General features: G+C 49.1%; 30 protein-coding genes. 4 read left to right on the top strand and 26 right to left on the bottom strand.

Annotated elements, in window-relative coordinates; all coding sequences use genetic code 11:
• Positions 1-29: 29 nt before the first annotated feature.
• Together QZJ86_RS04325 and QZJ86_RS04320 are read right to left on the bottom strand one after the other, a co-directional pair.
• Entirely contained in the window at positions 30-596 is a 567-nt protein-coding gene (locus tag QZJ86_RS04325) for a hypothetical protein (RefSeq protein ID WP_301936713.1), read from the bottom strand.
• Complete coding sequence (locus QZJ86_RS04320) at positions 593-883, bottom strand: hypothetical protein (protein ID WP_301936712.1); 291 nt, start codon at positions 881-883, stop codon at positions 593-595. The genes QZJ86_RS04325 and QZJ86_RS04320 overlap by 4 nt, the downstream gene beginning before the upstream one ends.
• Before the next feature lie 458 nt (positions 884-1,341).
• On the opposite strand from QZJ86_RS04320, the gene QZJ86_RS04315 reads away from it, so the two are divergent.
• A complete protein-coding gene (locus tag QZJ86_RS04315) occupies positions 1,342-2,118 on the top strand; it encodes a hypothetical protein (RefSeq protein WP_301936710.1) in 777 nt (258 codons plus the stop codon).
• 88 nt (positions 2,119-2,206) lie between these two features.
• On the opposite strand, the gene QZJ86_RS04310 is transcribed toward QZJ86_RS04315, so the two are convergent.
• Positions 2,207-3,238, bottom strand: coding sequence for an IS630 family transposase (locus tag QZJ86_RS04310; RefSeq protein ID WP_301670818.1), 1,032 nt, complete (start codon positions 3,236-3,238; stop codon positions 2,207-2,209).
• 152 nt (positions 3,239-3,390) lie between these two features.
• Here QZJ86_RS04310 and QZJ86_RS21495 point away from each other — a divergent pair, with 152 nt between their 5' ends.
• Both QZJ86_RS21495 and QZJ86_RS04305 read left to right on the top strand, forming a co-directional pair.
• Positions 3,391-3,603: a DUF6794 domain-containing protein gene (locus tag QZJ86_RS21495; RefSeq protein WP_320415842.1), complete on the top strand. Its 213-nt coding sequence runs from the start codon at positions 3,391-3,393 to the stop codon at positions 3,601-3,603.
• On the top strand, positions 3,593-4,114 hold the full coding sequence (locus QZJ86_RS04305) for a hypothetical protein (RefSeq protein WP_320415841.1): 522 nt from the start codon (positions 3,593-3,595) through the stop codon (positions 4,112-4,114). Before QZJ86_RS21495 ends, QZJ86_RS04305 begins: the two co-directional genes overlap by 11 nt.
• 135 nt (positions 4,115-4,249) lie before the next feature.
• Here the strand turns inward: QZJ86_RS04305 and QZJ86_RS04300 are convergent, their stop codons facing one another.
• The 23 genes from QZJ86_RS04300 to QZJ86_RS04190 form a co-directional block, all read right to left on the bottom strand.
• The gene (locus tag QZJ86_RS04300; RefSeq protein WP_301936706.1) at positions 4,250-4,891 is read right to left on the bottom strand and encodes a Rha family transcriptional regulator; all 642 of its coding nucleotides are present in this window, start codon (positions 4,889-4,891) and stop codon (positions 4,250-4,252) included.
• Positions 4,888-5,145 (bottom strand): helix-turn-helix transcriptional regulator, encoded by a 258-nt coding sequence (locus QZJ86_RS04295; protein WP_301936704.1) that lies wholly within the window; start codon positions 5,143-5,145, stop codon positions 4,888-4,890. Before QZJ86_RS04295 ends, QZJ86_RS04300 begins: the two co-directional genes overlap by 4 nt.
• A 1,626-nt stretch (positions 5,146-6,771) precedes the next feature.
• A complete protein-coding gene (locus tag QZJ86_RS04290) occupies positions 6,772-7,707 on the bottom strand; it encodes a defense against restriction DarA-related protein (protein ID WP_301936703.1) in 936 nt (311 codons plus the stop codon).
• Positions 7,691-8,008 (bottom strand): defense against restriction DarA-related protein, encoded by a 318-nt coding sequence (locus QZJ86_RS04285; protein ID WP_301936701.1) that lies wholly within the window; start codon positions 8,006-8,008, stop codon positions 7,691-7,693. Before QZJ86_RS04285 ends, QZJ86_RS04290 begins: the two co-directional genes overlap by 17 nt.
• A 91-nt stretch (positions 8,009-8,099) precedes the next feature.
• Positions 8,100-9,665, bottom strand: coding sequence for a hypothetical protein (locus QZJ86_RS04280; protein WP_301936700.1), 1,566 nt, complete (start codon positions 9,663-9,665; stop codon positions 8,100-8,102).
• 8 nt (positions 9,666-9,673) lie between these two features.
• Positions 9,674-10,198 carry a helix-turn-helix domain-containing protein gene (locus QZJ86_RS04275; protein ID WP_301936697.1) on the bottom strand — a complete coding sequence of 175 codons (525 nt, stop codon included), beginning with the start codon at positions 10,196-10,198 and terminating at the stop codon, positions 9,674-9,676.
• A gap of 28 nt (positions 10,199-10,226) precedes the next feature.
• On the bottom strand, positions 10,227-10,802 hold the full coding sequence (locus QZJ86_RS04270; RefSeq protein ID WP_301936695.1) for a helix-turn-helix domain-containing protein: 576 nt from the start codon (positions 10,800-10,802) through the stop codon (positions 10,227-10,229).
• Between the two features lie 142 nt (positions 10,803-10,944).
• The gene (locus QZJ86_RS04265) at positions 10,945-11,388 is read right to left on the bottom strand and encodes a hypothetical protein (RefSeq protein WP_301936693.1); all 444 of its coding nucleotides are present in this window, start codon (positions 11,386-11,388) and stop codon (positions 10,945-10,947) included.
• Positions 11,389-11,460: 72 nt separating this feature from the next.
• Positions 11,461-12,225: a hypothetical protein gene (locus QZJ86_RS04260; RefSeq protein WP_301936692.1), complete on the bottom strand. Its 765-nt coding sequence runs from the start codon at positions 12,223-12,225 to the stop codon at positions 11,461-11,463.
• A 20-nt stretch (positions 12,226-12,245) separates the two neighbouring features.
• Positions 12,246-12,977, bottom strand: coding sequence for a helix-turn-helix domain-containing protein (locus QZJ86_RS04255; RefSeq protein ID WP_301936691.1), 732 nt, complete (start codon positions 12,975-12,977; stop codon positions 12,246-12,248).
• 56 nt (positions 12,978-13,033) lie between these two features.
• On the bottom strand, positions 13,034-15,199 hold the full coding sequence (locus tag QZJ86_RS04250) for a hypothetical protein (protein ID WP_301936689.1): 2,166 nt from the start codon (positions 15,197-15,199) through the stop codon (positions 13,034-13,036).
• A gap of 9 nt (positions 15,200-15,208) precedes the next feature.
• Positions 15,209-15,730, bottom strand: a complete 522-nt coding sequence (locus QZJ86_RS04245; protein WP_301936687.1) for a hypothetical protein — start codon at positions 15,728-15,730, stop codon at positions 15,209-15,211.
• 25 nt (positions 15,731-15,755) lie between these two features.
• Positions 15,756-16,268: a hypothetical protein gene (locus tag QZJ86_RS04240; RefSeq protein ID WP_301936685.1), complete on the bottom strand. Its 513-nt coding sequence runs from the start codon at positions 16,266-16,268 to the stop codon at positions 15,756-15,758.
• Positions 16,268-16,816 carry a hypothetical protein gene (locus tag QZJ86_RS04235; protein WP_301936683.1) on the bottom strand — a complete coding sequence of 183 codons (549 nt, stop codon included), beginning with the start codon at positions 16,814-16,816 and terminating at the stop codon, positions 16,268-16,270. Before QZJ86_RS04235 ends, QZJ86_RS04240 begins: the two co-directional genes overlap by 1 nt.
• Complete coding sequence (locus QZJ86_RS04230; protein ID WP_301936681.1) at positions 16,813-17,346, bottom strand: DnaB-like helicase C-terminal domain-containing protein; 534 nt, start codon at positions 17,344-17,346, stop codon at positions 16,813-16,815. The genes QZJ86_RS04235 and QZJ86_RS04230 overlap by 4 nt, the downstream gene beginning before the upstream one ends.
• A gap of 99 nt (positions 17,347-17,445) precedes the next feature.
• Positions 17,446-17,619, bottom strand: a complete 174-nt coding sequence (locus QZJ86_RS04225) for a hypothetical protein (protein WP_301936679.1) — start codon at positions 17,617-17,619, stop codon at positions 17,446-17,448.
• Between the two features lie 198 nt (positions 17,620-17,817).
• Positions 17,818-18,069: a hypothetical protein gene (locus tag QZJ86_RS04220; RefSeq protein ID WP_301936676.1), complete on the bottom strand. Its 252-nt coding sequence runs from the start codon at positions 18,067-18,069 to the stop codon at positions 17,818-17,820.
• Positions 18,070-18,186: 117 nt separating this feature from the next.
• Positions 18,187-18,795: a hypothetical protein gene (locus QZJ86_RS04215; RefSeq protein WP_301936675.1), complete on the bottom strand. Its 609-nt coding sequence runs from the start codon at positions 18,793-18,795 to the stop codon at positions 18,187-18,189.
• Positions 18,796-18,904: 109 nt separating this feature from the next.
• Positions 18,905-19,201, bottom strand: coding sequence for a HigA family addiction module antitoxin (locus tag QZJ86_RS04210; protein WP_301936673.1), 297 nt, complete (start codon positions 19,199-19,201; stop codon positions 18,905-18,907).
• A gap of 20 nt (positions 19,202-19,221) precedes the next feature.
• The gene (locus QZJ86_RS04205; protein WP_301936672.1) at positions 19,222-20,229 is read right to left on the bottom strand and encodes an STAS-like domain-containing protein; all 1,008 of its coding nucleotides are present in this window, start codon (positions 20,227-20,229) and stop codon (positions 19,222-19,224) included.
• Positions 20,230-20,367: 138 nt separating this feature from the next.
• Positions 20,368-21,153 (bottom strand): site-specific integrase, encoded by a 786-nt coding sequence (locus tag QZJ86_RS04200; protein WP_301936670.1) that lies wholly within the window; start codon positions 21,151-21,153, stop codon positions 20,368-20,370.
• A complete protein-coding gene (locus QZJ86_RS04195; RefSeq protein WP_301936669.1) occupies positions 21,153-21,545 on the bottom strand; it encodes a hypothetical protein in 393 nt (130 codons plus the stop codon). The genes QZJ86_RS04200 and QZJ86_RS04195 overlap by 1 nt, the downstream gene beginning before the upstream one ends.
• Before the next feature lie 466 nt (positions 21,546-22,011).
• The gene (locus QZJ86_RS04190; protein WP_301936667.1) at positions 22,012-24,501 is read right to left on the bottom strand and encodes a lanthionine synthetase LanC family protein; all 2,490 of its coding nucleotides are present in this window, start codon (positions 24,499-24,501) and stop codon (positions 22,012-22,014) included.
• 101 nt (positions 24,502-24,602) lie between these two features.
• Between QZJ86_RS04190 and QZJ86_RS04185 the strand changes: the two genes are divergently transcribed.
• Entirely contained in the window at positions 24,603-24,902 is a 300-nt protein-coding gene (locus QZJ86_RS04185; protein ID WP_301936665.1) for an NHLP leader peptide family RiPP precursor, read from the top strand.
• Positions 24,903-25,119 lie beyond the last annotated feature (217 nt).

Below are 25,119 nucleotides of genomic sequence, written 5' to 3'. Positions count from 1 at the left end.
GGTTTCCCGGCTCTGTGCTTTGGCGTGGGTTAGTGCGTGGCCCACGTCCAGCGCATGAAAATGTAAAAAGCAGTCACCACCTCGAACGCTGCCAAGCTTAGTCGCCTGATGATTTTAGGTTGTGTATGGCTATATCGCCTCATGATGGCCGCGCGAACCCGAAACACCGCCATGCAAAGCTTGAAACGGATATACCAGTTCATTGCACACCCCCCTTTTTTGATGGTGTCGCTAAGGAATGTGGCGGCTTTGGCCTTGGCGTCTGCCAGCGATTCAGCCTCGAATTCGACAAGCATTGCCTTGGTGGCATTGTCGAACAGCCGGTACAGGTTGCCGGCGGCTTGCAGGTGGTTGTCTGCCCAGCGCTCAACCTCGGTGAACTCTTGCGGCTTATCGGTGGCGCTGTCGTCTTTGCCCCATATCGAGCCCGCAAGAATGCGCTCAGCGCTATCAATCTCGCCTTGAACGCTGAATAATGCGTTTATGACGTTTTGATCCTCAATAAGGCATGCGCAGTTATCCAGAATAATCGTCAAGACCGCATTCGCGCGTTGAACGGCGTTGAATGCGTCATGGTTATTGAAAAGCTCGGTCATTTCACACCCCCTTCGCTGTTGGCGGTGCAGTAACTCTCCATAACCTCTTGAATATCACGGATTTCATTGATTGCCGATTCCAGAGCGTACAAGTTTATTTCGCTGCTCCACTTGGAGGCACTTTCTCCCTCAAATTGACCGGACAAAACCAGCAAGACCGATTCCGCGCGCTTGCACATCATGGCAATGCAATCGAATAAATTCGATTGTGTGGCTTCGTTTCCAAGTGCTGGTAGGCGATGTTTGCTAGTAAGGCTGAGAGTGCCTTTCTCAATATTTGTTGCCATAGCGGTAACTCCATATCGTGATGAATAACCGCCGCAATGCTTTCCACAGCATGGGCGACGGGATTGAGTGGGGTGGAAATACCGCGATATGGTAAGCGGCCAGCCTTTCGACTGCCCAAACAATCCCGCCATAAAATAGACACGGCGTAGCCATGCAAAAATGACGGGCATAAAAAAGCCACTGGCAAAAGTGGCGATTTTTTCGCCATATCAAAACGGGTTTCCACGCCCGGCGCCGAATGTGTCGGCACGGTTAAAGCTTAGGCTGGGTGCTGGGATGTTGTCAATGTTTTTTTTAAATTACTCATATGATGACGATGTTAACTAGATTTATATAGAGGGAATGATTTGGAGGACCGTATAATCAAACAATTACGGGATTCATTAAAGCTTTGTTTTGTCCCTCATGTCGCCGTAACATTCCGATCAATGATTTCCAGCAAGGATTGAGGTCAAAAATGGGGTTCTTAAAATTGGTTGGCGGCTTTCAAGCGTCAGTTCAAAGTGCGATGTTTGATATTTCCAATGAACATAGGTCATACCTGTCTTCCGGTGGAAAGTGCCCCAATTGCCAATATCAGCTTACAACTTTAGCCGGGGGAATGAGTAAATATATCGCTATGTTTTCCGCTGATGGTAAGCCAATTCCTGTCTGGATGATTTGGAAACAAAATATTTTTTCTATTTCCTCCTTTAAATGTCTTAAATGTGGTTTTGAGTGGAAGCAGCGAACGACAAGCCCTTCTGTGGCCGCTATTTCAAATTTCAGAGTTGTCAGATTCAACGAAACTGACAGGTCGCAAGAAAGCCTTGGAGATGAAAGTCGAGTAATTGACAATTCTCGTAGTCCAGCCGCCATGACTCGTAAATTCATTATAAGTAGGGAATGGAGCAAAAATTATATAATTGAATACGAAAAAGCGGATTCTAAGAAACGCGAATTATCCCTGGGTATTAGTGAAGTAGTTAGTGTCAAGGCGATTACGGAAGAGGCATTACGTGAGCAATATTCCGTTTCGGAAGGTACAAAAGAAACGGCTACCGAAGAAGTAGAAATTACAGTACCAGCACATACCAAGCTAGGAATTATTTTTCAGTGGAAGAAAATTTGGCAAAATGGATTAATAACTCTTGTCAGTGAAAACTCTCAAGAGCTTACTGTTCCATACAGAATAGCAGTGAGTATTACATTCGATCAGCTTCAATATGATGCCAATAATGAACACACTAATTAATCAGCAAAACTAGTACTTTAGGTACCAGCAAAAAGAAACCCTGTGACAAAGCCGTGACAACATACTGCTCTTAAAGAAAGTATTGTCACTAACCTGCATATTGACATTCTGGGTGTCTGAAAAAAGATTTCACGACATGTGGGAGTTTCTGTAAGTGATGCATGGCAGATTGAACGAGTTTCTTTAATTCGATTTTATTTTCCGGCATCTGCTTGGCCACGCGTGGTTTGATATAACCCCACACTTGTTCGTCCGGATTCAGTTGTGGCGCATATGGCGGCAGAAAGGCCAACTGCAACCGGCCTTGCTGTTGCTCCACAAACGTTTTAACGATCTTAGCCTTGTGAATCGGATGGCCATCGACGACCAGTATGATCGGCTGTTCAGCGCCACGCAGCAGGCGTTTCAAGAATTCGACAAACACGTCGGCGGTGACGTTGCCTTCCTGGACCATGAAGCGAAAATCGCCCCGCGCACTGACCGCAGAGATCAGATTCAAACCATATCGTCGCCCGGTTGTCTTCACGGTCGGCGTCCGACCGACTGGCGCCCAGGTGGTGCCAGCATGAAAGTCGGAGCGCACGCCGGCTTCGTCGGCAAAATAAATCACTGCACCCGTGCGTTTGGCTTCGGCTTTCAAGGCAGGAAACTCCTCCGACTGCCATTTTTCCACCAAGACCGGGTCCTGCTGCCAAGCCCGATACAAGGGCTTTTGCGGCGTAAAACCCAGCAACCGCATGATCCGTCCCACACTCGGCGCGGTCAGGCGTTTGCCAAACTGGCGATAGATGACTTCCCCGATGAGCGACAAGGTCCACAAGCCAAACTCCAATTTCATTTGCCAGGGTGTTTTGTCCCGCACGGTCTCGGCGATCCAGCGCATTTCGTCGGGCGTCACCAGCGGTGGGCGGCCCGTAATCTTCTTGGCCAGCAGGGCATTTTGACCGCCGGTTGCAAAGTCGGACAACCACCGAAACACCGTGCGAATGTTGACGCCCATCGCTGCCGCCACACTGGCCGCCGTCTGCCCATTTTTCACCGCTTTGACCGCCTGCTGTCGCATCACTTGCAGAGTATGGTGATCAATTTCCCGGCCGTCTGAATCTCGTTTACATTTCATGGAAATATTATCTCATGAATATGGCTTAACTTATTTTAAGAGCAGTAACCTAAGTAGCCGCCAGGCAAACTGAAATTTTGTCAGCACTCAGTAGCGAGATATTGCGAACGCCGCGTACGGTTGACGAGGTCGTTGACCGGCTTTTGCTCATCATGAACGATACCGAGTGCCGGGCAGTTACCAGCGCGGAGGAGGACGAACTGGTCGAGTTCCACTTTTGCCTTGGCGTAGCTATCCGAAATGCGTTTTGGCTGCACAACCCCGGCAGTGAATTGGCGGCAGCTTGCGGCACAGGCATTCATCCGGATGATGCAAGTGGCGTTATTATCCGGGCGCTTTGGGAACGGCTGCAGGATGATGCATAGCGATAGCCAGCCAGGGTCTAAATATTCGGTGGAAACCGCAAGCGGGCCTATTGGTCAGCGGGTTGCGACACTCCAGCGCGAGGCAGGCAAATACAAAGGCGCCAAATTGCCAGAGGCCGTTACCTGCCTACAAGAGGCTGCTAAGTTGATGCGGCAACATCCCAGTAATTATCCATTGGACCGGTGGCTTCGCTTACCGGTGGTTCTTCAAAAAGCAGGGCTATTTGACGAAGCAATCGAGGAATTTCACCGGCTGTTGGATGAAGTTGAAGAGCGCGTCAAGAATGAGGCTCCCCGCCAGAGACCAGCTATCAGGCAAAAGTTCGCGCACCTCAACTATTTCCAGATTTACGAAAAAATGAGCTTGGTTTGTAAAAGGAAAAAGCTGCTTGAGCCAGCAGCGCGCTACATCTTGCTGGCCGATCAACATTATCAAGCATTTTTGGGCATGACGGTGGAGTCTTACTATCACAGGTCGACGCGCGAACGCCATGCTACCTCGGATATTTAGCTTTCAGCGTTTAGTGACGCAAAACAGAGGTAAAGCCCGTAGCCCGCCGAGTTCCTGAATATCCCCCAGAGGGGGAAATTCCAACCGCTACCAAGCCGGCTCAGGTTTACCACATGACAGCCCCAATTTATTGAATCAAGCGACCAGTGCAAGCCTTGGGTGGTTGGCCCGGTACTGACAAACGAAATCATCCATCAGCTTCTTCCGGTCAGCCTGCTTTGGATGCCGCGTCATTAACAGCATGTTGCGCTTCCGGATCGCCGCCAGTAGCCGCGTGTCGTAAACATCCAGATCAGCTTCACTGATTGCCGCCCACTTGCCGGTCAAGGCCCTGTTACAGAACATGTGCTCTCCGATGCAATGCCCTTTGGTGGTTTCCTTACCGGCCGATTCCCGAACGAATTGCAGCATGTCGGTCATTTCTGATCCGGTATTGCGTTTTGCAGTCAGTTCAGACTTTCGGCCTGGTTCGTTAATGATGGTCTTCAGGCGGATGAATTCATCGACAAGGGCAACTTGGCCATCTACTGATTTCTTGCCGCCGATAAATGGCATCGCAATCAAAAATGAGCGCTCGTCGAGCTGATACATTTTTTGCTCACGACCATAAGCGTCGTTATAAGAGATTGGCACAAATTTGAGCCGATCTTTCAACTTGTCCAAGCTTCTCAGAACGCTTTTATGCGGTCGTCCAAACAGTTCCGCTATCACCAAACTGGTGGTGGTCAGTTTCTGCCCGTGAACTTCGACCAGCTTCAATTTTGCATTGGTGCTCATGCTGCCTCCACCTCGACAGCTAAGTCGAAGCTTTCAAGCAGAGCCAGAATGTCAGATTTTCGCCAGGCGGTTGTCCGCTTACCAAGCTTGACCGGCTGTGGGTATTCGCCCGAGGCTACGCGGGCCAGGAACGTTGATCGACCAATCGGCAGCAAGGGATCAATGCCGCGCTTTTCGTCTCCTGTGATATGCCAGACGCGCAAATAGCCTTGTGCTTTTGCCTCCAGCCTGTGTTGACTTGGTTTGCTTGCCATCGTGACCTCCTAAATAGGTCTAGTGAATGATGGCAATATGTTGGTGGATGATTTAGGGCCGAATTGCCGCGTTTTCCGAATTTGAATTCGACAAAATAAATAGTTGGGCACTATCCATAGCGAGGCTAAGCAGCCTTTGGCCGAAAATGTTTTATAGCTTGTCAGTGCAAGCAACAGACGTTCATTAGATAAACAGAAACCGTATGTTAGCCTATACTGGAAGTTATGCAGAAACCACACAGTTGCTTGTTAGGATTGAGGCTTCTTGTATAGTGCTTTTGACCAGCCGCGCTGAACTAGGCAACTCCCAACCGGCATGAGGAATGTTCCTGAGTCGTGTATCTTTCAGGAGGGTGACAATGAGATTTGAAATTGACGTATTCGCTTGGATCCCGATGCCCGAAGTACCAAATCCGATTTTCCTCCTGCCGGGTGGGGCTAGTCGATGGGGCCCCGGTGCGTGCGGACCTCACTTCGGTGGCGACAATTTTGTAATGCCACCGCCTACTGCCGCTGCATTCATCGGCACGGCCGCATATACCTTTCGCGCCAGGCAAAACGTAACATTTGACGCCAGCCCTTGGGGGACCGTCTCAGGCTTGCGTACAACAGGCGTAATCCCTGGCACTACTACAGTGCTAACAGCTGCGCGGGCAGCTGGGGGTCGTGTTTGCCATACCATGACGGCAACGGTGCTTGGATCGGCCGCGACTGCATTGTTTGATGCTAGTTCCGGATGGTATGAAGTCACAATGCAAGGCAAAGCTCAGGACCCAATTCCCGCAGCCGTTGGACGGCACGTCGCGGGGGCAGCCGTTGGGACTGCGGGTTCAATCTTGACGCCGGCATTGGCATGGGATTTAACTCTGCGACTTTCCACAGGATCGAGTCTTGGCTTTTGGACGACGCAAACTTACAAGGTTGATGCCCCGCTTGGTTTCGATGACTCAGCATCGTGCTCGGGAGTGTCGGCCACATTGGGCGGAGGAACGACACATCTGCTGCATGGCCTAATCACCGTTCGCCGTTTTCCCAGTTATGTTGTCTATGTTACTTTGACGTCCGCGACAGGAACGAAATCTACCGAGATCGTATTCTTCGCTAACGCAGCCAGTCGTGGTCTGGCGGAAATAGCTATACCTTGGGACAGTCAGCTTCGTCGGGTCACATTCTGAGTAATGCGGCTGGACACCGTCGTGGGCTCAGACTTAACTTCGGGCTGTAGCGTAGCCGGCAAGCGGCGCGTCGCTTGCCAATCAACACCGTTGAACCCTGACGTTGAACGGCTACTATGAAACTAAAAAATCTTTATGGTTGGCTTTTGGCCGGTAGCCAGAAACCCGGCTGTAACGATTCAGAATCTTTGCAAGCGACGGGAAGAGCAGACAGCAAAAAGCCGCGACGGTGCGCGGCCTTCAAAATGTCACCAGCAAGGACTCAAAGCCACTCGCCCGTTACAGGGTCTTGGATGAATAAATTGAGGACAAATGGCTCGTCTCGCTCAAAGCGACCGGATTCAACGTAGTCGAAGGCCATATCAACGGAATAGTCACCCTCCCAGCTTTCAATCCAGTGACATTCCTTGTGGGCTGAGCCTTCGGGGGATTGCGGATTTCAGCTTTACGTTTATTGGCCATACGCTTTACCTTTCTCAGCCGCCGCCAACAACCTAGTCAACACATCTGCGGTAGCATTCAACTCAGGGTCAAGCGCCGCCATCAATCCGGCCTGTTCAATTCTGCCGACGATTTCATCAAGCCGGCGGTCGAATGCCCATATGTCGGTTTCTGACTTCAGCGCTTCAAGTTCGGCGATAAACGCGGTTTTTATTGGATCTTGCCTTTTTGGCTTGACGACCTTGATTTGAGGGCTGATTTTACTGGCCGCTACATCGATCAGCTTGGCGACTTCGCTGGCCGGCTTTAGGGTTTTGGCTGAACCGTCCGCTATTTGATCGACCTTCTTCCAGGTGGCGCCTGATTTTTGGTAGACGGCCCAATCCCGCGCAATGTTGGCGTAGTGATTGCTGCCCACTAACTCCTGTTTAACGGCCACAGCGCCTGATCTATCGATAAGGGTCATACCATCGTGGGCGACGGCCCAACCCAGCCGGATAAGCTCGTTTTTCACTGCCACGTAACGTTTTGCCGGGTTTGCGATGTCTGGGATGTTTTCCATGGCCTCGCGGCGCTGGGCACGCTGTTCTTCCTCGACTTTTGCGACTTCCAACTCATTTTGTGCGCGCTTAAGTTCTTTTTCGAGCACCGGGATTTCGGCTTTCAAAGCTTCGATAGCAGCCAGATTCTCGGCCCGTTTGGTATTGGCCCGCCCGAAGGCCGCGCTGTTTGTCGCCGCCAATTTCATCACACGGGTAGCAACCTCCTTGATATTCAGGTCCATGCCATTTTCGGGCGCCACCAGGATAGTCAGGTCTTTTTTGTTCAACAGCCACTTCCAACTGATCATTTCGTCGGTCGGTGCAATCTTGCCGGGGGTGACATCGGGATTGTGGAAAAATATCGATACGGTTTGACCGTCTGACAGCTCAAAAACCGCCGCCACTTGCGCCACGCCGTTTTTTTTGAAGGGGTCGCAATTGCATGGCTATCGGTTTTACCTCGCCACCAGCGCGATTCATGACCGCCTGCAACATGTCCATTTTGCGTTGCAACTTGGCGTAGGTTGATACTAGGGCATCGGTCAGCATGATTTCATCGGCTTCGGCCAAAATGTCGGCCATGGTCACTGAATCCAGCACCAGTCTATCGGCGGCGTCGGCGTGTTGTATTTTGTACAAACATTGTGCGATGGTCATGCCGACCGGTGTATGGGTGGTAGCGTTCCAGGTAATTGCTTTGGTCATTGGTAAAGTCCTGAATTGTCAGATTGTTGGGTGGCTATCGCTTATGCAAAAATGCCGGGTTTGTTCTGTCTTTTTTGAAAAGAGCGTTTGATCAATCAACGTCCGCAAACATATCCTCAGCCTCGGCTATCGCCTTAGCCACCGCTGAATTAACACCACTGCCGGCGTTATCCGACACCATGTAAACCGCATCCTCCAGCCACGCGAACGACTTAGCATCGAATATGTCGGGCGATTTGATGCCGTTCTTACGCATGACTTCTTTCTTTTCCATCACATACCGCAGACCACCAGCCTCGGCGAAGTGGTAAGGCAACCTAGCACCCTGCAGCAGTATTTTTTCTTTCATCTTGCGGTCGATGTTCATCCGGAACGATACCCGGCCCGACTTTATTCCGTCACGCATCCGCACCATGGCGCATGCCCGCTGGTTGTAGAATCGGTCTTGGTATTCTTTCTTGAAGCAAGGCTTACCCCAGTTCACCTTGACGACCGGCACACCCATGCCCTCGATCAACTTATTCACCGTCGCGCCCACGCCGCCGTTGTCGACCATCAGCGTGGCGTTTGACAGCTTGCCGACCAGATTAGCCAGATCCCCGGCGAAAATGATTTCGTTTTTGCTGTTGGTGCAATACGGGATTTCAATGTATTCGACGCGGCGGGCATCCGGCCCGAAGTCGCCGTAGCCAATCACCTTGGCAATAATGGCGACCGATTCGTCGCGGTACTCGCCTAAGCCAACGTCGGACAGCACCAGCAAGCCGTAAGGCTCATCGTCGCGGATAATCTGCCCACGCTCGAACGCTCTTTCCAGTTCGACCCGGGTAAGCAGGTTGCTGCCGGAATCCTCGGCGAACAGACCGAGAACCCTGATTCGGTACTCAATCGATTCGCGCCCGCCCGTTTCGTCGTCACGATCCTTGAGCCACTGCATGGTGACAAACGGGGATCGCTCGGAGCTGAAGCGTAACGATGTCCACGATCCGCCATTGACGCGGGATAGGTTGTGGTGAGACTCGTAAAACCTGCCGGCGTTGCGCACCCCTTGGGATGCCATCAAGGTACGGTTGCCGCCCTGGGTTTGGGTCCCCTCGATAACGTCGAAGTGGTCATCCGATACGCCAGCCGCCTCGTCGATGATGATCAGCTGCCAGTACCGGTGCTTGCCGGCCACGCCAATGGCTTGACCTTGCTGCATGGCGACTTGGGTGATAAACCACTGGTCTTCAAAGCCCTTGACCGCAACTCTGGTTTTGGTAATCTCGTAGTAGTCGTTTATCCAGCCATACGGCCCGTTGGCGATGGCGAGATAAACGTCGTTCATCTCTTTCCAAACACCGTCGGCAACCTGATTGATTCTTGGCGCACCGATATAGGTGTTCGAGCCGATTTCGACCTTTCCCTCATACACCGCGACCGGGTGGCACAGTAGATGCCATAAGGCTATCCGTCCAAATGCCGCCGTCTTGCCGGTTGACGTGCCGGACACCACCGACACCTTGGCGTTGGGCGGCGAAATAGCGTAAAGCAGATCTTCCTGGTCGAAGGATGGCGACATCCCGCAGACGCTGACCGCAAAACGTAGCGGGTCGGCGTGGAAGCGTTCAACGAATTCGAGGTACCTGGGATCTTGGAAGATGGAAGCCTTCGCCATAAGCCTGATTACTCTGCTTCGGGCCTTGCCTCACGTTCAGCCAACACCGCTTTTTGGCGTTCATGTGCGGCTGCCATTTTGGTGACGAACTGGGTTTCGATCATATCCAGTGTTTCTTTGTCCAGTTTCAACGATCCATTGACCTCGACTTTATCGCGCCATTTATCGGGCTGACGGTTTTTCAGCCAGAATATCGCCGCTGTTGTATCTGGCGGGTGATGCTTCGTTATATCGGTCAAAATGACCTGACCATCTGCAATGTTTACTTTGGTTTCAGGGCAGCTGTAACCGGTCGCGCGCTGGAACAATGAATTGGCAACCTGAGCGTCGGCAAGCATTTTGCCGCGCTTGAGGGAATCGGCAAACTCCGGGGCCTGCTTTTTCCATGTGTTGATCGTCTTCTCGCTCACACCGAAAAATCCGGCCAGCTGCGCATCGGTGGCGCCAAGCAGGCAATAGTTGTAAGCCTGGTCAATGAACTCCGGTTTTAACGCGGTGGGCCGACCACCGGCGTGTTTTTTGGTATTTGGCATGGGGGTTACCCTTTAGGGACTGAAGAAACTACGTTTTGTATTGGGTTGATGAATGATACCCCGCCAATTTTCGCCCAATTGCCGCGACTTCCGAACTCGCTTCATCGACCACTCTGAGCAATTTGGCACCCAGTTTCAGCTCATCGAATTCCGGATTTAGCTCTCTGAACCGGTTGACGATCTTCTTGATTTCCCCGAATCGGTTGAAGGCGACCTCTGCCGCCTGTTCGACCACCGACAGTTGATCAAACAGATTCCGAATAGCGTTGTTCTCTTCGGCAGTGACCTCTTCAAGCGCCCGTTTAATCTGCTGCTCTTGGGCGGTGACCGGATTTCGGTCCCAAAAGTCCGACAGACCGAAAAGGTAATCCATCGAGACCTGATACACGATCGACGCTTTGTACGGCAGGAACGGCGGGATAGTCTCGCCATCGCTGGCATGCTCGATCTTACTTAGCTTGGATGAGTTCATGTAACCGAGTAGCTCGGCCGCCTGTAATCCGGACAACCCGCACATTTCGCGGGCCATGGTCATGCGCTGACCAAAGGTTTTAACGATGTCTGCTTTTTCTTGGAATTGGAATCGGTCGTTCGCCGGCTGCATGGTTTCCCCACATTTTTTAGGATGATGGGAAATTGAAACACGCGTGAAAATCGATTTTGATGGAGGTTTCCGGGTATGAAAAAGCCGGGAATTGCCCGGCTGAATTTTGATTAGTTAATTTGCCGGTGGGTAAAACTAAACTCTAGCCACAGGCCAGTTTTCCCAAGTCATTGATGGCGAAAGCCAACAGAATAACTGTCCATGCAATGCTCAATATTATGGGTATGCCTTGACTGTAAAAGGAACCGAATGCGTGTAAACGCGGCTTACCATAAGGTGGAGGATAGTTAGGAAATTTTGCCTGGTCCCATATATCCTTGAGTTCGGATAAGGCGATCAGGGCAGCCCTTACCCCGAGGATACCTAATACACCAATTGAAATGCCTATAACTGGAAGTGTGTATTTTAAGGCCCAATATATTGCGACGTCTTTAGACCCGGCGTTATTTGCAACAATAGCCAAGGCAGCAAATAAAAACCCTTGGAAGGTAAGCAGCCAAGTAATTCTGGTATTTATAAGCCCGTCCTCCCTTTCAATTTGATGCGCTAAACAGTCGTATTGGTTTTTCAACTCGTTGTCCGTCATGTTTTCAGCCTCCAAATGACCTGGCTGATTTGTAACATACGCCGATTGTCGCTTCAACCTTCAAACCGTGATTTATCGCCTGCGGTTTGAATTTACCCCGACATCGTTGGATAGGTACCGACTCCAGTCGGATCGATCAATCGCGGTCAGGGTTGATAGCTGCACGGGTACCGATAACTCCACGAATTTACCGTTTTTATCAACCGGAGCGTTGGTGTCTTTGCTGATGGCTTCAATGACCAGCGGCCAATATGTTGCGTCTTTGTATTTGATAGCCAACAGAACCGGCGCTTGCGAAGGAAATGCCGTTTTATAGGCAAATCCATCCTCAAGTAGTCGCACGGCCAATGATCCTTCTTCGGATAGTTCGACGGGAAGCGCCCATTTCATCAGCTGATTGAACGGCTCGTGAACCTCTTTAACGGGATCGCGCCACGCCCTGAAAAGCGCAGTAATGTTGAACTTGGCCGCTTGTCCACCGACATAAACTTGAGTGGAATTCAATTTGGTTATTCCGGTTCTACCTTCAAGACCATGCGCCAATCGCTGCAAATCACTTCCGAAGATACTACCGGCTTTACTTGATACACCCTCGATAGCGCCGGATTGCACCATCATTTGCAGCGTGGGCATGAAATTTGAAGAACTCTGATTCTCGAATGGGCTTGACCAGGTTAATGACATTTCCAAGTTGGATTCGGTTAACGCCGCCTTGACGGTAATATCGTCAATCCGCTTTCCTTTGCGGTCGATGGCATAAAATTCTGCGATAAGGTGCGGTGATAGCCCGCCCCAGTCGGAAGTTAAAACAACGGGTTTATCTGGTGCTGTTGCCATTTGTATTCCTGTTTTTGGGGCTATGATGCGAGTGCAGCCGGGGTTAATGTGGTGTGTTTGCGTTGGCGGGCGGCGCGCGGATTACTTTCGGCTATTGGTACGACTGGTTGCGGCAATTGCGCGGTTGCCGGATTTGTCCAAACCCTGATCACTGGCTTTGGCTGTGGCAACGCGGCTAAGGCGTCAATCGGCAGGGCTTTGGCGCGAACAAGACTCAAAGTTGCACATCGCGATGCGGCAATAGCTTGGTCGATACGGTTTAATATCTGTGCGCCACCGGCCATATTTTCGAACGATTGATTAAGCCGCCAATACTGCATGACAGCGTCATCAATGCCCTGGAGAGTCTGCGAAAGCAAGGCGACGGCATCCGATAGGGCATTGAGCTTATTGTCCTGCTCCAACTGTTTTACGATCACCTTGGCATGATTCTCTAGGTGCAGCCGTTCCAAGCCAACCAGGAAGTCCCGCTCTCGCCTGGTTTCGACAGCTTGTTCCCAATCGTCCTTAACCAAACCCAAAATCCAGTCTGCAGACACATCGAGAGCTTCAGAGGCTCGCTTGATTAAGATTGGCGGTACCACTCCAAACCGGGCATCCTCAATCAACTTCAAGTTTTCCGGTATAATTCCCAACAACTCAGCCGCTTTGGTCTGACTGAGATTGCATAACTTACGGGCCTCACATAGCTTGGCGCCGATTGCTGCGGCAAGAGCAATTTCATCCTTATCGGTTTCCGGTGTGTTAATCATTTTTGGCCTTTAGGTGGTTGAGAATTTTTACCGTTCACCCTGAGGGTGAGCCCGCTTTAGCGAATGAACGGGAAGTAACCGCCAGTCGTTATGTGGGCAATCCCTCGGTCTGAGAGGTCCCGTCCAACGTCGCCGCCATCTTCAATGCGAACGACTTGCACCTTGTCATCCCGCGAATTTAGCGGCTCTAACACCGTTGGAGACTCTGATATTTTCGGCGTGGTTGGCATAGCCGGTATTTTGAACGACGGCGCGTTTACCGAAGCTGCCCGGACAGCCGCCGCACCCTGTTTGGCGTAAGTGGACATCAAGGTATTGCCGTCCGATTTGTCTACGCCCCTGAGAAAGTAATCGCTGGCACCGCTGGCTCCGCCGAGGTGGGCGGCTTTCAAGTAGGCTGCGACTTGATCGGGGCTTGCGGCCATACTGATTGCGCCAGATTTCACGCCCTGAGTAAAATTACGGGCTTGCATGTCGGTGAAAGCTTTGTCCTGCAACGCCGAATCACTGAGATAGGCCTCTTTGCCGCCGGGGATATTCCAGTTCGCGGTATCGGCAAGGAATGCTTTTTGATCGTATCGACCGGATTTCTGGGCGGCTTTAAGTTTGCCGAGATTGACCAAACCAGTATCGGCAAGCGTTTCCGCGCCCATCTGGTATTTGCCAATGAACCCTTTCGGATTTTCGGCGCGCGGATCTCCGCCGGCGGATTCTGTGCGCATGACCTCGGCGGCGTAGGCAGCAGCTTGAGCATCTGTCATGCCGGGAATGCTGCCACCGAATGCGCCGAAAGCTTTTTGGCCTGCTTTGCCAAACGTTGTGTTATTGAGAAGCCAAGACGGTGTGCCCTTAATGGTGTCCCAAGCGCCTGATAGATTGTCTTTGGTACGATCAAGCCACAGACCGCCCATTTCTTTCAGGTTAATGCCGGTGTTCTTGTCAACGTAGGTGTTCAGGTCGTTTAATTGCTCACCAACAACATTGCCGGCTTGGGCGAAGTTGCCTTTAGTACGCTCAAGCCACAGCTCGAAGCCTTTTTGGAAGTCGAAGCCGCCGGTCCAACTTTCAAACGCGCTTACGAGTTTGCCCGGTACATCGGCTTGTCTGAGTTCGGTTACCCAGGTTCCGAATTTTTCACCAATTATTTGCCCAGCCTGATCACCAAGGAATCCACCGACTACCCCGCCTACGATTGTGCCGACCGGACCAAACGCCGAACCAGCTAGCGCGCCAGCACCGATACCTGCCAAACTGCCAGTCCAACCACCGATAGACTTCCCCGCCGCCGCGTCTTTCTGCGCTCTGGACAAATTCGGATCTGACTCACTGCCAAACACATCAACAGCAGCGCCACCTGCGGCAAACAATGTCCCCAGAATAGGGATGCGCCTTAGGAGACCTTTAGCACCTCTGCCAGCCTTAGAAAGCAGTCCGCCGAGCATTCCGCCGCCCAACATCCCTCGCAATAAACCACCAATACCACCGCCACCGGCGTTGATCGTGGTATTGCTACCGCCATTCGTGCCGTTTGGCTTTTCCTCAATAGCCTTGAGACTTTTCTTTGCGGCCTTGTTGTAGACGCTTTCTTCGCGGTGGAAAACATCAAGTTTCCTGAAAATCTTGCGAAGCAACCCTTCCTGCTTGCTGTCAGCGCGATTGAACAGGCTTAGCCCCAGCCGCATGGGCTCAGCCACTTCCTGAAACGCCTTGACCGTTGGGTCTACATCCTCAATCCCGGTACCCACGCCAGATAAAGCCGACAACCTGTTGGCTAGAGCAGCTATCGCGCCGTTGGATGATTTGCCGCGACCATCACTTCCACCGCCTTCGCCATTACTGGTAAACCGGCCTGAGCTATCCCGACCTGTGGTTGTTGATGCTTTCTTCGCCGCCGAGCGCATGGTATCGGCTATGCGTTTCTGAGCGCCCTGGCTTGCCCCGAGTGATTCGGCCAACGCCTGTATAGCTACCTCGCCTTTTCTTGCACCTGTTGGCGTAGCTACGTTAGCTTTCGGTACAAATTTCCCGCGACTGTCGCGGCTAGGTAGATTGGCTGGGGCAGATGACGCGGCCCGCTGCCGGGTGCTGTTTGGACCTCCGCCGATAGTTGCCTTTCTGATCGCGGCCACATCGCTTTTGATGTCGCGCAAATATCCCGGCATGCGGCCAAGGTCAATGGGGTCGCCAACGAGGAAACCTTGCGAGTCTGATTGTAGTGCCATGATTGCCGTCTACGGGTAACTTACAGCGGTTGTCGACAGAAAATCGACATCGAAAGGAGCGGGGTATTGATTTGCTGGTCCGGACCTAAGGAAGGCGGCGAGTTTGTCACACTCAACCTGCGCCGCAGCAATGGCAGCATTTTCGGCGGTGAAAGTAGGCGCCGGATACAACTGCAAGAACTCCGACTCGGTCAGCGACCGGCTCGGTTTTGCCCGCTCGGCGTAGTGTTGGTCGAGTTTTAGGAAATCTTCGGCAACCAAAGGATCGTCAATAGCCGGTGAAAGCGTGTCAGTACCATTTTTGACGGCGGTGTAGGCTGTCAGATTAGCCCCGCTCACGGGCGGATTGGGAAATAATGCCAAAAACTCAGCCGGCGACATTCGGTTTTTCATTGCCGAATTAAGCCTATCAGCGTGTGCAGCCTGTTCGCAGCTTATTTTGTGCTGGGTATCTCTGACAATTACCTGTAGAGCTTTCAAGCGATTTTTTACCTCAATCAGCTTGTTTCCATCGACCGTTTTTATGTTCATTGGTGCGTGTTCCTGTAAAATTTGGTTAGTGGGAAACTGGCTCTGGTTGATGGCACCGAGTGCCAGCCAAAAGCCGAACATCGCCCGATTGATCTTGGATGAAAGCGATTAAGCTGTTTCGCTCGGTCATCATCGACTCAGCCCGTGTGTAAAGTTCATCAACCACGGAATCTAAGATTTCAACTGAGCAATGTTCTAACGCTTGATCTTCGGTCATCCCAAGCTCTATACATTCTTTGACTTGGCGAGCGTGTTCGGCGGTGGCTTCGTCAGCTTGGGAAAAAGTTCCATCGATTTCGCTCTCAAGGCGAGCGATTGCTGCGGCGACTTGTATCCGCAAATCCGTATCAATCAGCGGGCTGTTCGGCTCGGTGGAGGTCCCTTCAAACTCAGCCTTGAAGGCTTGCAGCAGGAGCATTCCCTTAAAAAAGTGCTCATACATCTCGGAATCGAACTGCAAAGACGCGGGGCTAAGCCGCTTAAGGCCAGAAATCGCATCATCAAGCCGCGACACTAGTTGTTCTGAGGTTTCTTTCATTACGCAGCCTCCATTTGCAAGCAGGCCTCAAAAGAGGTACCTGAAAGGTAGGTCAGCTCGTGGGCCGGTGCGCTTTCAAGGAATTGATTTAGTTTGCTCTGCTCGATTTCCAGTGCTTCGATGGCTTCTGCATGGCCGGCCAATTCTTCTGCTGGAAAGGGCTCGATAGTTGCTATCTGTTTCTCGCTAAAGCCGGAATTTTTCAACTCCTTAAGGCGGTAATCATGTGCTTGGCGCAAAAGCTCAGCGGTGCGCTCGTGCAGGGTGATTTCCCCCGGAATTGCCAACGTGCGACCGGCCACTCGTTTAAGCAGTTCATTTCCCCCGGCCGCCTCAAAATCATCAGCAGCTTTTTTAAAAACTCGGTCAGCATCTTTGATGTGGGCCTCTAAACAACTAACGGCTCTACCAATTACCTTGGCGGTGTAGCTGTTGTTGGAGATCTCACGGTTTCCTATTCTCTTTAGCTCGCGTATGGCCGGCAGAATGGTTTGCTTGGCGTGAGCCGCCTCCAAGAAATCAGTTTTCGTGATGGTTTTGGTTTTCATGAAATTTTTCCTGTTTTGATGCAATGGCGATTTGGTGTAATAAGAGTAACGCCGCCCAGACAGGCGGAGCGGCGAACTTTCCGAATCCGGATTGCCACCTCCCCATGGCGGTTCTTGTCGACGATCACTTCCGCCGGTGCGTTGTCGTCTTCGTCGTCACGGTGTAAGAGCAGGATTTGATCGGCCTCTTGCTCAATAACGCCTGAATCCCGCAAATCGGCCATGTTAGGCCGCTTGTCGGTGCGCTTGGTGCTTGCCCGATTGAGCTGAGCCAGGGCCATGACGGGTATGTTGATTTGACGGGCGATGTTTTTCAGGCCAGTGGCAACCTCGCCAACGTCGAGCGTTTGGTTGCCGCTGCTTTTGACCGGCTTTACGCGGGTCAAATAGTCCACGACGATAAAATCCAAGCCGCCATCAATGGCCCACGCCTTGGCCTGTAACGCCACGTCGGCTATCGTGACGGCGGGCTTGTCGAATATGCGGAAATTGAGGTGCGCTACTCGGTTAACCCACAAAGCAAAACCCACTATCGTTCGCATGATCGCAAAGCACGATAAGAACGAGTTTCTCCATTGCATCGAGTGGCATGTGATAAGCCATATTAATGTGCTTGTTACTCACCTTACTTATTCCTTATTCCAGTCCAATATTCCTACCCGGTTACCGTGTTTGTCCTTAACCACCGCAATCCGTTTCTCTTCATCTGGAATTATTCGGCCTATAATTGACACCGAGATAAACTGACCATCACGCATTTCTAACAGACCGTTCTTGCGTAAAAATGATCTAATGTTTTTCATGTCTGTCACAATATATCCCCAATCTTTCCACCATAAAGGTGGATAAATATTTATCGCATGTTGGGTGCAGTTCCGGGTATGTCTTCCGATTTGCCGTCGAGTTGAAGTCTTTAAATACCTGGAAATTGCGCCTAGTTGTGCGCCTATTTATTTGCAAGCCTTAAAACACAAGGCATTGCAACGCATTTAATATGCGGTTCAGGTATCAGATTGAGAATCGATGCATTCGGCCAGCACTTTGGTATTTACAAAAAGCTGTTTTCCGATCTTGCGAAATGCTTTGGCTAATCCATTATGCTTGCGCTGAACAACGGCCCACTTCCAGGATTTTTCGCTATAAAGGTGCGGGTATTTTTTGGGGACATCGCCCGAGGGGATAATATCGTCGAGCGTTATAGTGATTTGCGCCGCCGATATATGGTCTGACGTTTTATTTGCTGCGATTGCCATTTCTTCATTCTCCGTTGAGCTGGTTTGGATGTGTGAAGCTATGGTATTGATTGAAATGGATTAATTCATCTAACAAATTGCAATTTTACCGGTAAAAATGCAATTTTACCGTATTGATTATTTATCTTTAAGATTATCTCGTAGAGTTTTGTCTGTTGGAATCTTTTTAAATCCGGCTCTTTTTGCAGCTATACGGCGCGCCTCTTCAATAGGCGCTCCTGGATTTTCTTGCAGATAATTTTGCAATTCTTCTTTGACGGCGACGTATTTTTGTTTGGTGTTTAAGGACTTTACTTCTGGTCCTTTTTTGTAAGGTTTAAGTTTTTCTTGTGCTAGTTTAATTATTTCATCCCTTTTGCGTAGACCACCAGCATCAATTTCGTCCTTTAATTTATTAACCTCATAAAACTCTTCACTTTTTGTTAGTTGAATTAAACTATAAATAACTTCCGGAGCTATGTAAAAAGTATCCAATACCTCAATCATCACATAATCTGAATATTTTTTGTGATTGGTTATATTTATATTACTGTAATATAATGCTAACGCTATTAAATCGGTTTTGTATCTATTTACAATGCAATTTGGCTCAAAGCTCATATCGAATCTGTCAACAAAATCACTTCTAGTTTCCGCTGTTAACTCCAGATCATTTAAAATACTTTGTGGAGCACACAATAGTAGCAATTCTGCAATATCTTCGCCTTTGGGTATTCGTATACTCATAACTATTCCACTCCATTCAAGTGCAAATCATTAAAATTGGATAACCAGCCAGGCGGTTAATGACTCCGCCTGTCCCCCGTCGGGTAAGGCTGGCTAATTCGGATATTCGTTATGCCGCGTGCGGCCGTTCAATCGGCGAGACGTTGGGCTTGGGCTTTTGTCTCGCCTGCCATAAATCGTATTCGGCTTGCATACGCCCCCAGGTTTCGGCGGTCGGGCCGTTCAGCCAGGCTTCGAGGCGAATTGCCATATCGGCGCTGACCGCCGCTCGACCGTTGACGACGCGCGATAATGCGACGCGGGAAACGCCAAGCTGTGCGGCGGCTTCAGTGACGCCGATACCCAGATCGGGTAACACGTCCTCTTTCAAAATGCTGCCGGGGTGTAGGGGATTGAACGTTGTCATATTCGTGTTCTGTGAAATGCTCATTTGGCCGACAATGCCCGCTTGACCATGTTTTCGACGGCAGGGGTTAAGTTGATCGGCAGTAACTGGGTATTGGGGTGGGCGTTGCTAAACACGCGAAACACCTCGTCGGCAAACGCCTGGCCGATTTCCTCGACGCCGGCAAAATCCAATACTACGACCTGGAATCGCTCAAAGCGCATGGTCAAGCGCTTGGCTTGCGAACGGGAAACCAGTTTTTCGCCTTCATGCTGTGCCAGTCGCACCGGGACAATGGTCTTGGCAAAGGTATATTCCTCCGGCGCGGCAAACTGATCGAACACGTCTTGCAAAATGCGTGGACTATCGTTGGCCAGGCGCATCAAAACCAGGGTGCCCGGCGCATTGGCGGGACGCTCAAGCAGAATGTCCGCGCCCCATTCGTCGTGCATGAAGTGCAATAGACCGGATCGGATGTCGAAGGCGTCCATCACCTTGGACGAAAAGAAAATGCCTTCGCCGGTATGGTTGGCGGGATCGGTGGTCAGCTTGCCCTTGGCCAATTCCAGGATCGCTTCGCGGGGATCATACAAATTCATCGCTCGCTGAATTTTCAGAAAAATACCTTCACCTTCGTCGGCGATGTAAACGGTGGTATTGAGTGCATCGCGCACCAACTCCACGACAACATTTTCGGAACCGGAATGGTCGATGGCATTGTTTATCATCTCGGTGACGGCGTAATGCCATATGTCACGGACATTGCCAGGCAAGTCGCTAAGCAATGGTGATATGGATTCGGACCAGACGAGATCCTCACGCAATCCCGCTCGGGGATAAACCCGTTGTACCTGTGCCATTGTTGCCAATTGATAACGCACACCCCGGCCTATACCGGATGATGTAATGGCACCTTCTTTTTTCAGTTTGGTCAACCAAGCGCTGGTGGCCTGTCGGGAAACGCCATGTTGATTCGCTAGGCGGGCGGCTACATTGCTGCCGTCTTCGGCGATGGCGACTAGGATGGAATGACGTAGATCGATACTCATAGTGAATAAACGTAAAGTGATTTTAAAATAATTGTAAAGTCAAAATATGCTAAACGTAAAGTACCTATTTACTCGGCTATTCGATTCATGAACAGAAAAGCCAGCCAACCCAACCAAGGATTGGCCGGCGAATAGCTGCTACAGCTTAAAGGCCTGAGCCAGTTCGTTGACGATCTGCCGCTTTTGGTCGCGTCCCTGATGGATATAGCGCATGGTGGTTTGAATACTCTTGTGGCCGGCCAGTTTGGCGATTTGATTGATCTCCTTGCCGGAGTCGGACAACGCCGAGCAGAAGCCATGCCGTAGGCAATGGAAGGTAAATTTCTCCAGTTTGATACTGCCGTCCGGGTTCAGAATGTCCCGGTCAGCGATATTGGCGGCTTTCAATACGTTTCGCCACGCCTTGCGAAAATCCATCGGTTGCTCGGGAAGTTCAACCGATGGGAAGATCAAACCGGTGCCGACTTCCTGATGGCGTTTCAGCTCGGTCATGACGACAGGCGCTAAATACAGATCCCGACTGGTGCCGTTTTTGGTGTCGCCCAGATAGGCGCTGCTGCGTTTGCCGGCCTTGATGAATAGCTCAGCGCCGCCCATGCGCTCGATTTCTTGCACGGAAAGCTGTAACAACTCCTTTTTGGAAAGCGCGTTGATAGCTTCCAGCTTAGCCTGATGCCGGATTGCAAACAGATCGATACCCAACTGCTTGAAAAGATCATCGCCGCCCAAGGCGCAAATTTCATCCTCTGAAAGGGCCATTAATTGCGCCTGATCCAGGTTCAAAATAGTCTTGATGCCGTTCTCGATGTTATCGGCCCAGGCTTGTGCGAGGCTTTCCGTTGGGAAGGTTTTGTTTTTGACTATGCCTTTCAGGCGGACATCGGCGCGAAAATTGCCGTTGGCTAAAGGTCGGATGTAGGCCATTACACGCCCTCGCCGATTTGATTGAGTTGGATGGGGACATCAGGCGCAAACCGTTGCCTTAGCAGTTCAAGCAGCTGGTCATATTCCGGGCCGGCACCCATGATTTCAGACAATAGTTCTTGTCGGCCAGCATCTTGTTCAGATCGGAAATAGGATTTTCGGCACTCGCCGTGGGCTTTAGGGAAGGCTTGGAGGATATGCAGTAAGACAGCATCGTTTTGCACCTTGGTGGCAAATAACGGGCTGTGATACGTACTCTCGGTATCGAACACGCAAAAATATTCGACGTGATAATTTGTGAGCGTTTCTTGCGAGTTTTGAGATTCTTGAAAAGGTTGCTCGGACAAAACATCGTTTTGTGAGCTTTGAAGGGATAGATTTTGCTGGTTCATTACGCCACCTCATTGGAGCAAATAATGCAGAGTGCGCCTAAATTTGCGCCTTACTGCGGTTATGTTGCTTCAACTCGACGGCAATCCAGTTGATAAGCTATTGATTAGCTTAAAACATTCTATGGTGGGTCGTGTGCGATTCGAACGCACGACCATCGCATTAAAAGTGCTAGAAGAAAAGCTTAACCTATTGTTTTTATTTAACTAATTTATTCGTGATCTTGCTGTTGCTACCCGTATTGATCCGCATTGTTCCGTATGGAGTCACCCAAAAGTTACCACAAGAGTCTTCATCGTAATAAAAACATAGGAAAGCATGTCTGACAATAATTGTCTGATATGCGATTATTGGATATTTAGAACAAGGGTTGCGAAGGGCTTTATTTGAACAAATCAAAAGCAGGTTGATCCTTGCCGATATTGGAATGGTCACGGTAGTTGAGTTATTCAGGAATTTGCCTTCCATCTACATAAACCCCCGATAGGTATCTGACGATAGAACACGACAAAGAACGTAACCAATACCAGATGGGCCCTTAAATAGGCCAACGTTATTACTTGCCCCCCCCCTGAATGTATTACCCATTGATAAAAGCTGATCGGCCATAGCAATTGCTCGGAGAGCGGCGGTTTTCTTAACTACTGTGCCCGTATGATATGGGGCGATATTTATTAGGAAATCAATTTTTCCTGCTTCGCCACAACAAAGATCAAATGGCGCAGCAACAGCCGAATTCATTACCAGTTTTACAGCTAAATGCACTGTTCGCTCGATTAACTCATTCGACTCATTAAGCAATGCAGCTCCCATATACCGCAAAAGTAAAACTCTTGCCCATGCGATCCCGGTAACCCCACTACACCAGTTTGTTAAATAATCACTACAACCGAGACTGGTACCATGCCGAAGATCAGGCCATCCACGAGAGGGGTCAAAGAATTCATCTTGTCGTTTTAATGTCATATTAATCGCATTTACAATAGCTGTTTTCTGGGCAGAACTTTGTGTCAACCGATAAACTGCAGCAAGTCCCACTAGTAATCCCGAAGAGCCATGTGCAACGCCGATGGGCATATGAGGAGAAGAGGCGAGTTTTTCTAGCGTTGAATCTATAAAAAACTGTTGAAAGTCGAGAACACCTTTCGCATGATCAAAATTATTATCCATGCTCTGGTATGCCGCGAAATAAGCTCCACTAGTACCATTGATGAAGTCGTGTCCACAATTCATTTGCAAATCACTTAGTGCCTGATAATCAATGTGCCGCCATAATGGGTTGCATATATCTTTCTTAAGATGGTATGTATTTGGGTATTCTTGAGCAATTACTATTCCACTAATTCCCATAGCGAGGTCTATAAAGTTAGTTTGAACAGCGGTTTTCGCGCACATCGATACTATTTTGTCGGCCAAGTCAATAGAGTGAGGTTTGTCGAATACATGGCCATATAGTCTTGAAAATAATGCAAATCCACTCCATCCATTATACAGACCAATATTATGCCGTAGTAAACGGAATCTTGATTTTTCAATGGGAAAATCTGCATATAACTCATCAGATTCAATTGACAAGTATGCAAATTTTTCTATTGTTTTATAAATGGAGTGAACTAAGTTTTTTGCTTGTAAATATGAACGAGCGGGCTTCCGTGATAAATTGCCTGAGCATTGCTTATCCAGCGGGATTGATTTAACAGATTTCAAAATTAAATTCGAAATATATGTACAGCGTCCTGGGCTTAATTCTTTGATATGATCTATCCAATCATCTATTGGGGACGGGCTGTTAGACACTAGTATTCCACGGTAATAAACTGCACCATATTTTACGCTTACTCGAAAAGCAGGAATTTCGTAATCAGCAAGAGATTTGCATTCTTCTTTAAAAACTTCAGGCAATATTGAGCTCTTATTAACTAGCATCTGACTAGCGATATTGCATCTATATTTTTTTGATATTTTTAATAGCAGAGGGAGTTTTTTTATGATATAAAAATATCCAAAAGACGGACGTAATATCGTTCTAATTAAGATATCATTACAATTTATCCTGAACTTGACAGCGTCTATAATATGGTGTTTTACACTAGATATTTCATGCAAAGTTTTGCTGAAAAACTTTATCGCTGTCGATAAAAATAATTCAGTTGGCTGGCTTCGTAGTCCGGCAGTAATTATTTCTATTATGGAAAAATCGAAAACTTCACCTTCTTTTACTGCTGTTGGTGAAGGAAAAATACCAACATCAAATGGAGAATAATAATCAAGGTAATTTCCTTTTTGTGAAAAAATTGTTTCAGTATCTAAAATATATGTTTTTCCTTGTGAAATTATTATATTTTTAGAGTGAATATCGGTTGCTCGAAGTACATATAAAATGGCGACTGCAGCGCCAATGCTTTTCGCATCAACCGCACTAGTATTCAAGGGGTCTTGGGTGATGAATTGTTGCAGACAACCGTGATTAAGGCGAATAGTTAATGGAATATATAATGGAGTATGAATCTGATGTTTTCTAAGTTCAGAACAAAACCATTCAATAAACTCATCTGTATCGGCTGACTTTGGTTTATAAATTAACTTCATTCCATTTTCTACAGCAAAAATTATCACTGCGGCACCACCATCGTGTGTTTCCTCGGAATGAGTAAATATTTCTGTGATACGACCAAATTTATACTGTAGAATTTTAGAATCATGTGCCTGACACCAGTCTTCCAACATAAGTTTATAGCGGTGCTTCCATTTTCGAAAAATATTGATCATTCGATGGTTTATCGCTGCGTCCGCCATGTTGGACGGATGGACGGATCGTTGCGCTCCTTGCACTAGGGCGGCATCAAATCCAAACCCACGCCAACGCAACTCCCTTATTTCCTCATGGGCTATACGTTTTAGATCAGTAAGCATTTCGTCGAGTTGTTGCAAGGCGCTGGTTTTCGCCTGTGTAGTCAAGGTATCTCCCCCAACTCTGTCAAGCCAAAGTTGAGCCTTGACAAGTAGTAAATCGTAGCAGATCATAAATAACATTTTAACTGAGTTGATTAGGAGACAAAATGTCGCAAGAAATGAACTATTCTGCAATAGTCGCAAGAGCGTGGAGCGACCCGAACTTTCGTGAGAGTTTGATTCGAGATGGACAAACTACACTAAAACAACTTGGCATATCTTTGGGTGAGGGGGTGATTGTAAAGGTAGTCGAAGATACCGAATCAATAGTTCACTTAGTTATTCCTCGCAGACCCATCGATATTTCAGATGATGATATTCGGGCCATTATAAATGGCAACCCAGAAATCATGAAAATTACTCCTAACCAAGTCTGCACAGGACCACTGTCAGACAAAATCTGTTAATAAAATTGAACTTGCTTCCACTTTCGGATATTTTTCTGAGTTTAAAAGCCTTAGAGGTTATATGACGACCTAATTTGCGATGAAGACATTTTCAATTTTTATAGTCGAAGACAAGTTCTATTGAATAGATTTTCATTCTGCTTGTCCACTAATCTATACTATCTTAACTAAGTGTTTGCGAATGTCGAACAAATACCCCTTGAAAAATTAGTAAACT

The organism is Methylomonas montana (assembly GCF_030490285.1).
Classification (GTDB): Bacteria; Pseudomonadota; Gammaproteobacteria; order Methylococcales; family Methylomonadaceae; genus Methylomonas; species Methylomonas montana.
The sequence above is the reverse complement of the archived record's forward strand: the minus strand, read 5'-3'. Positions and strand labels throughout refer to the sequence as shown.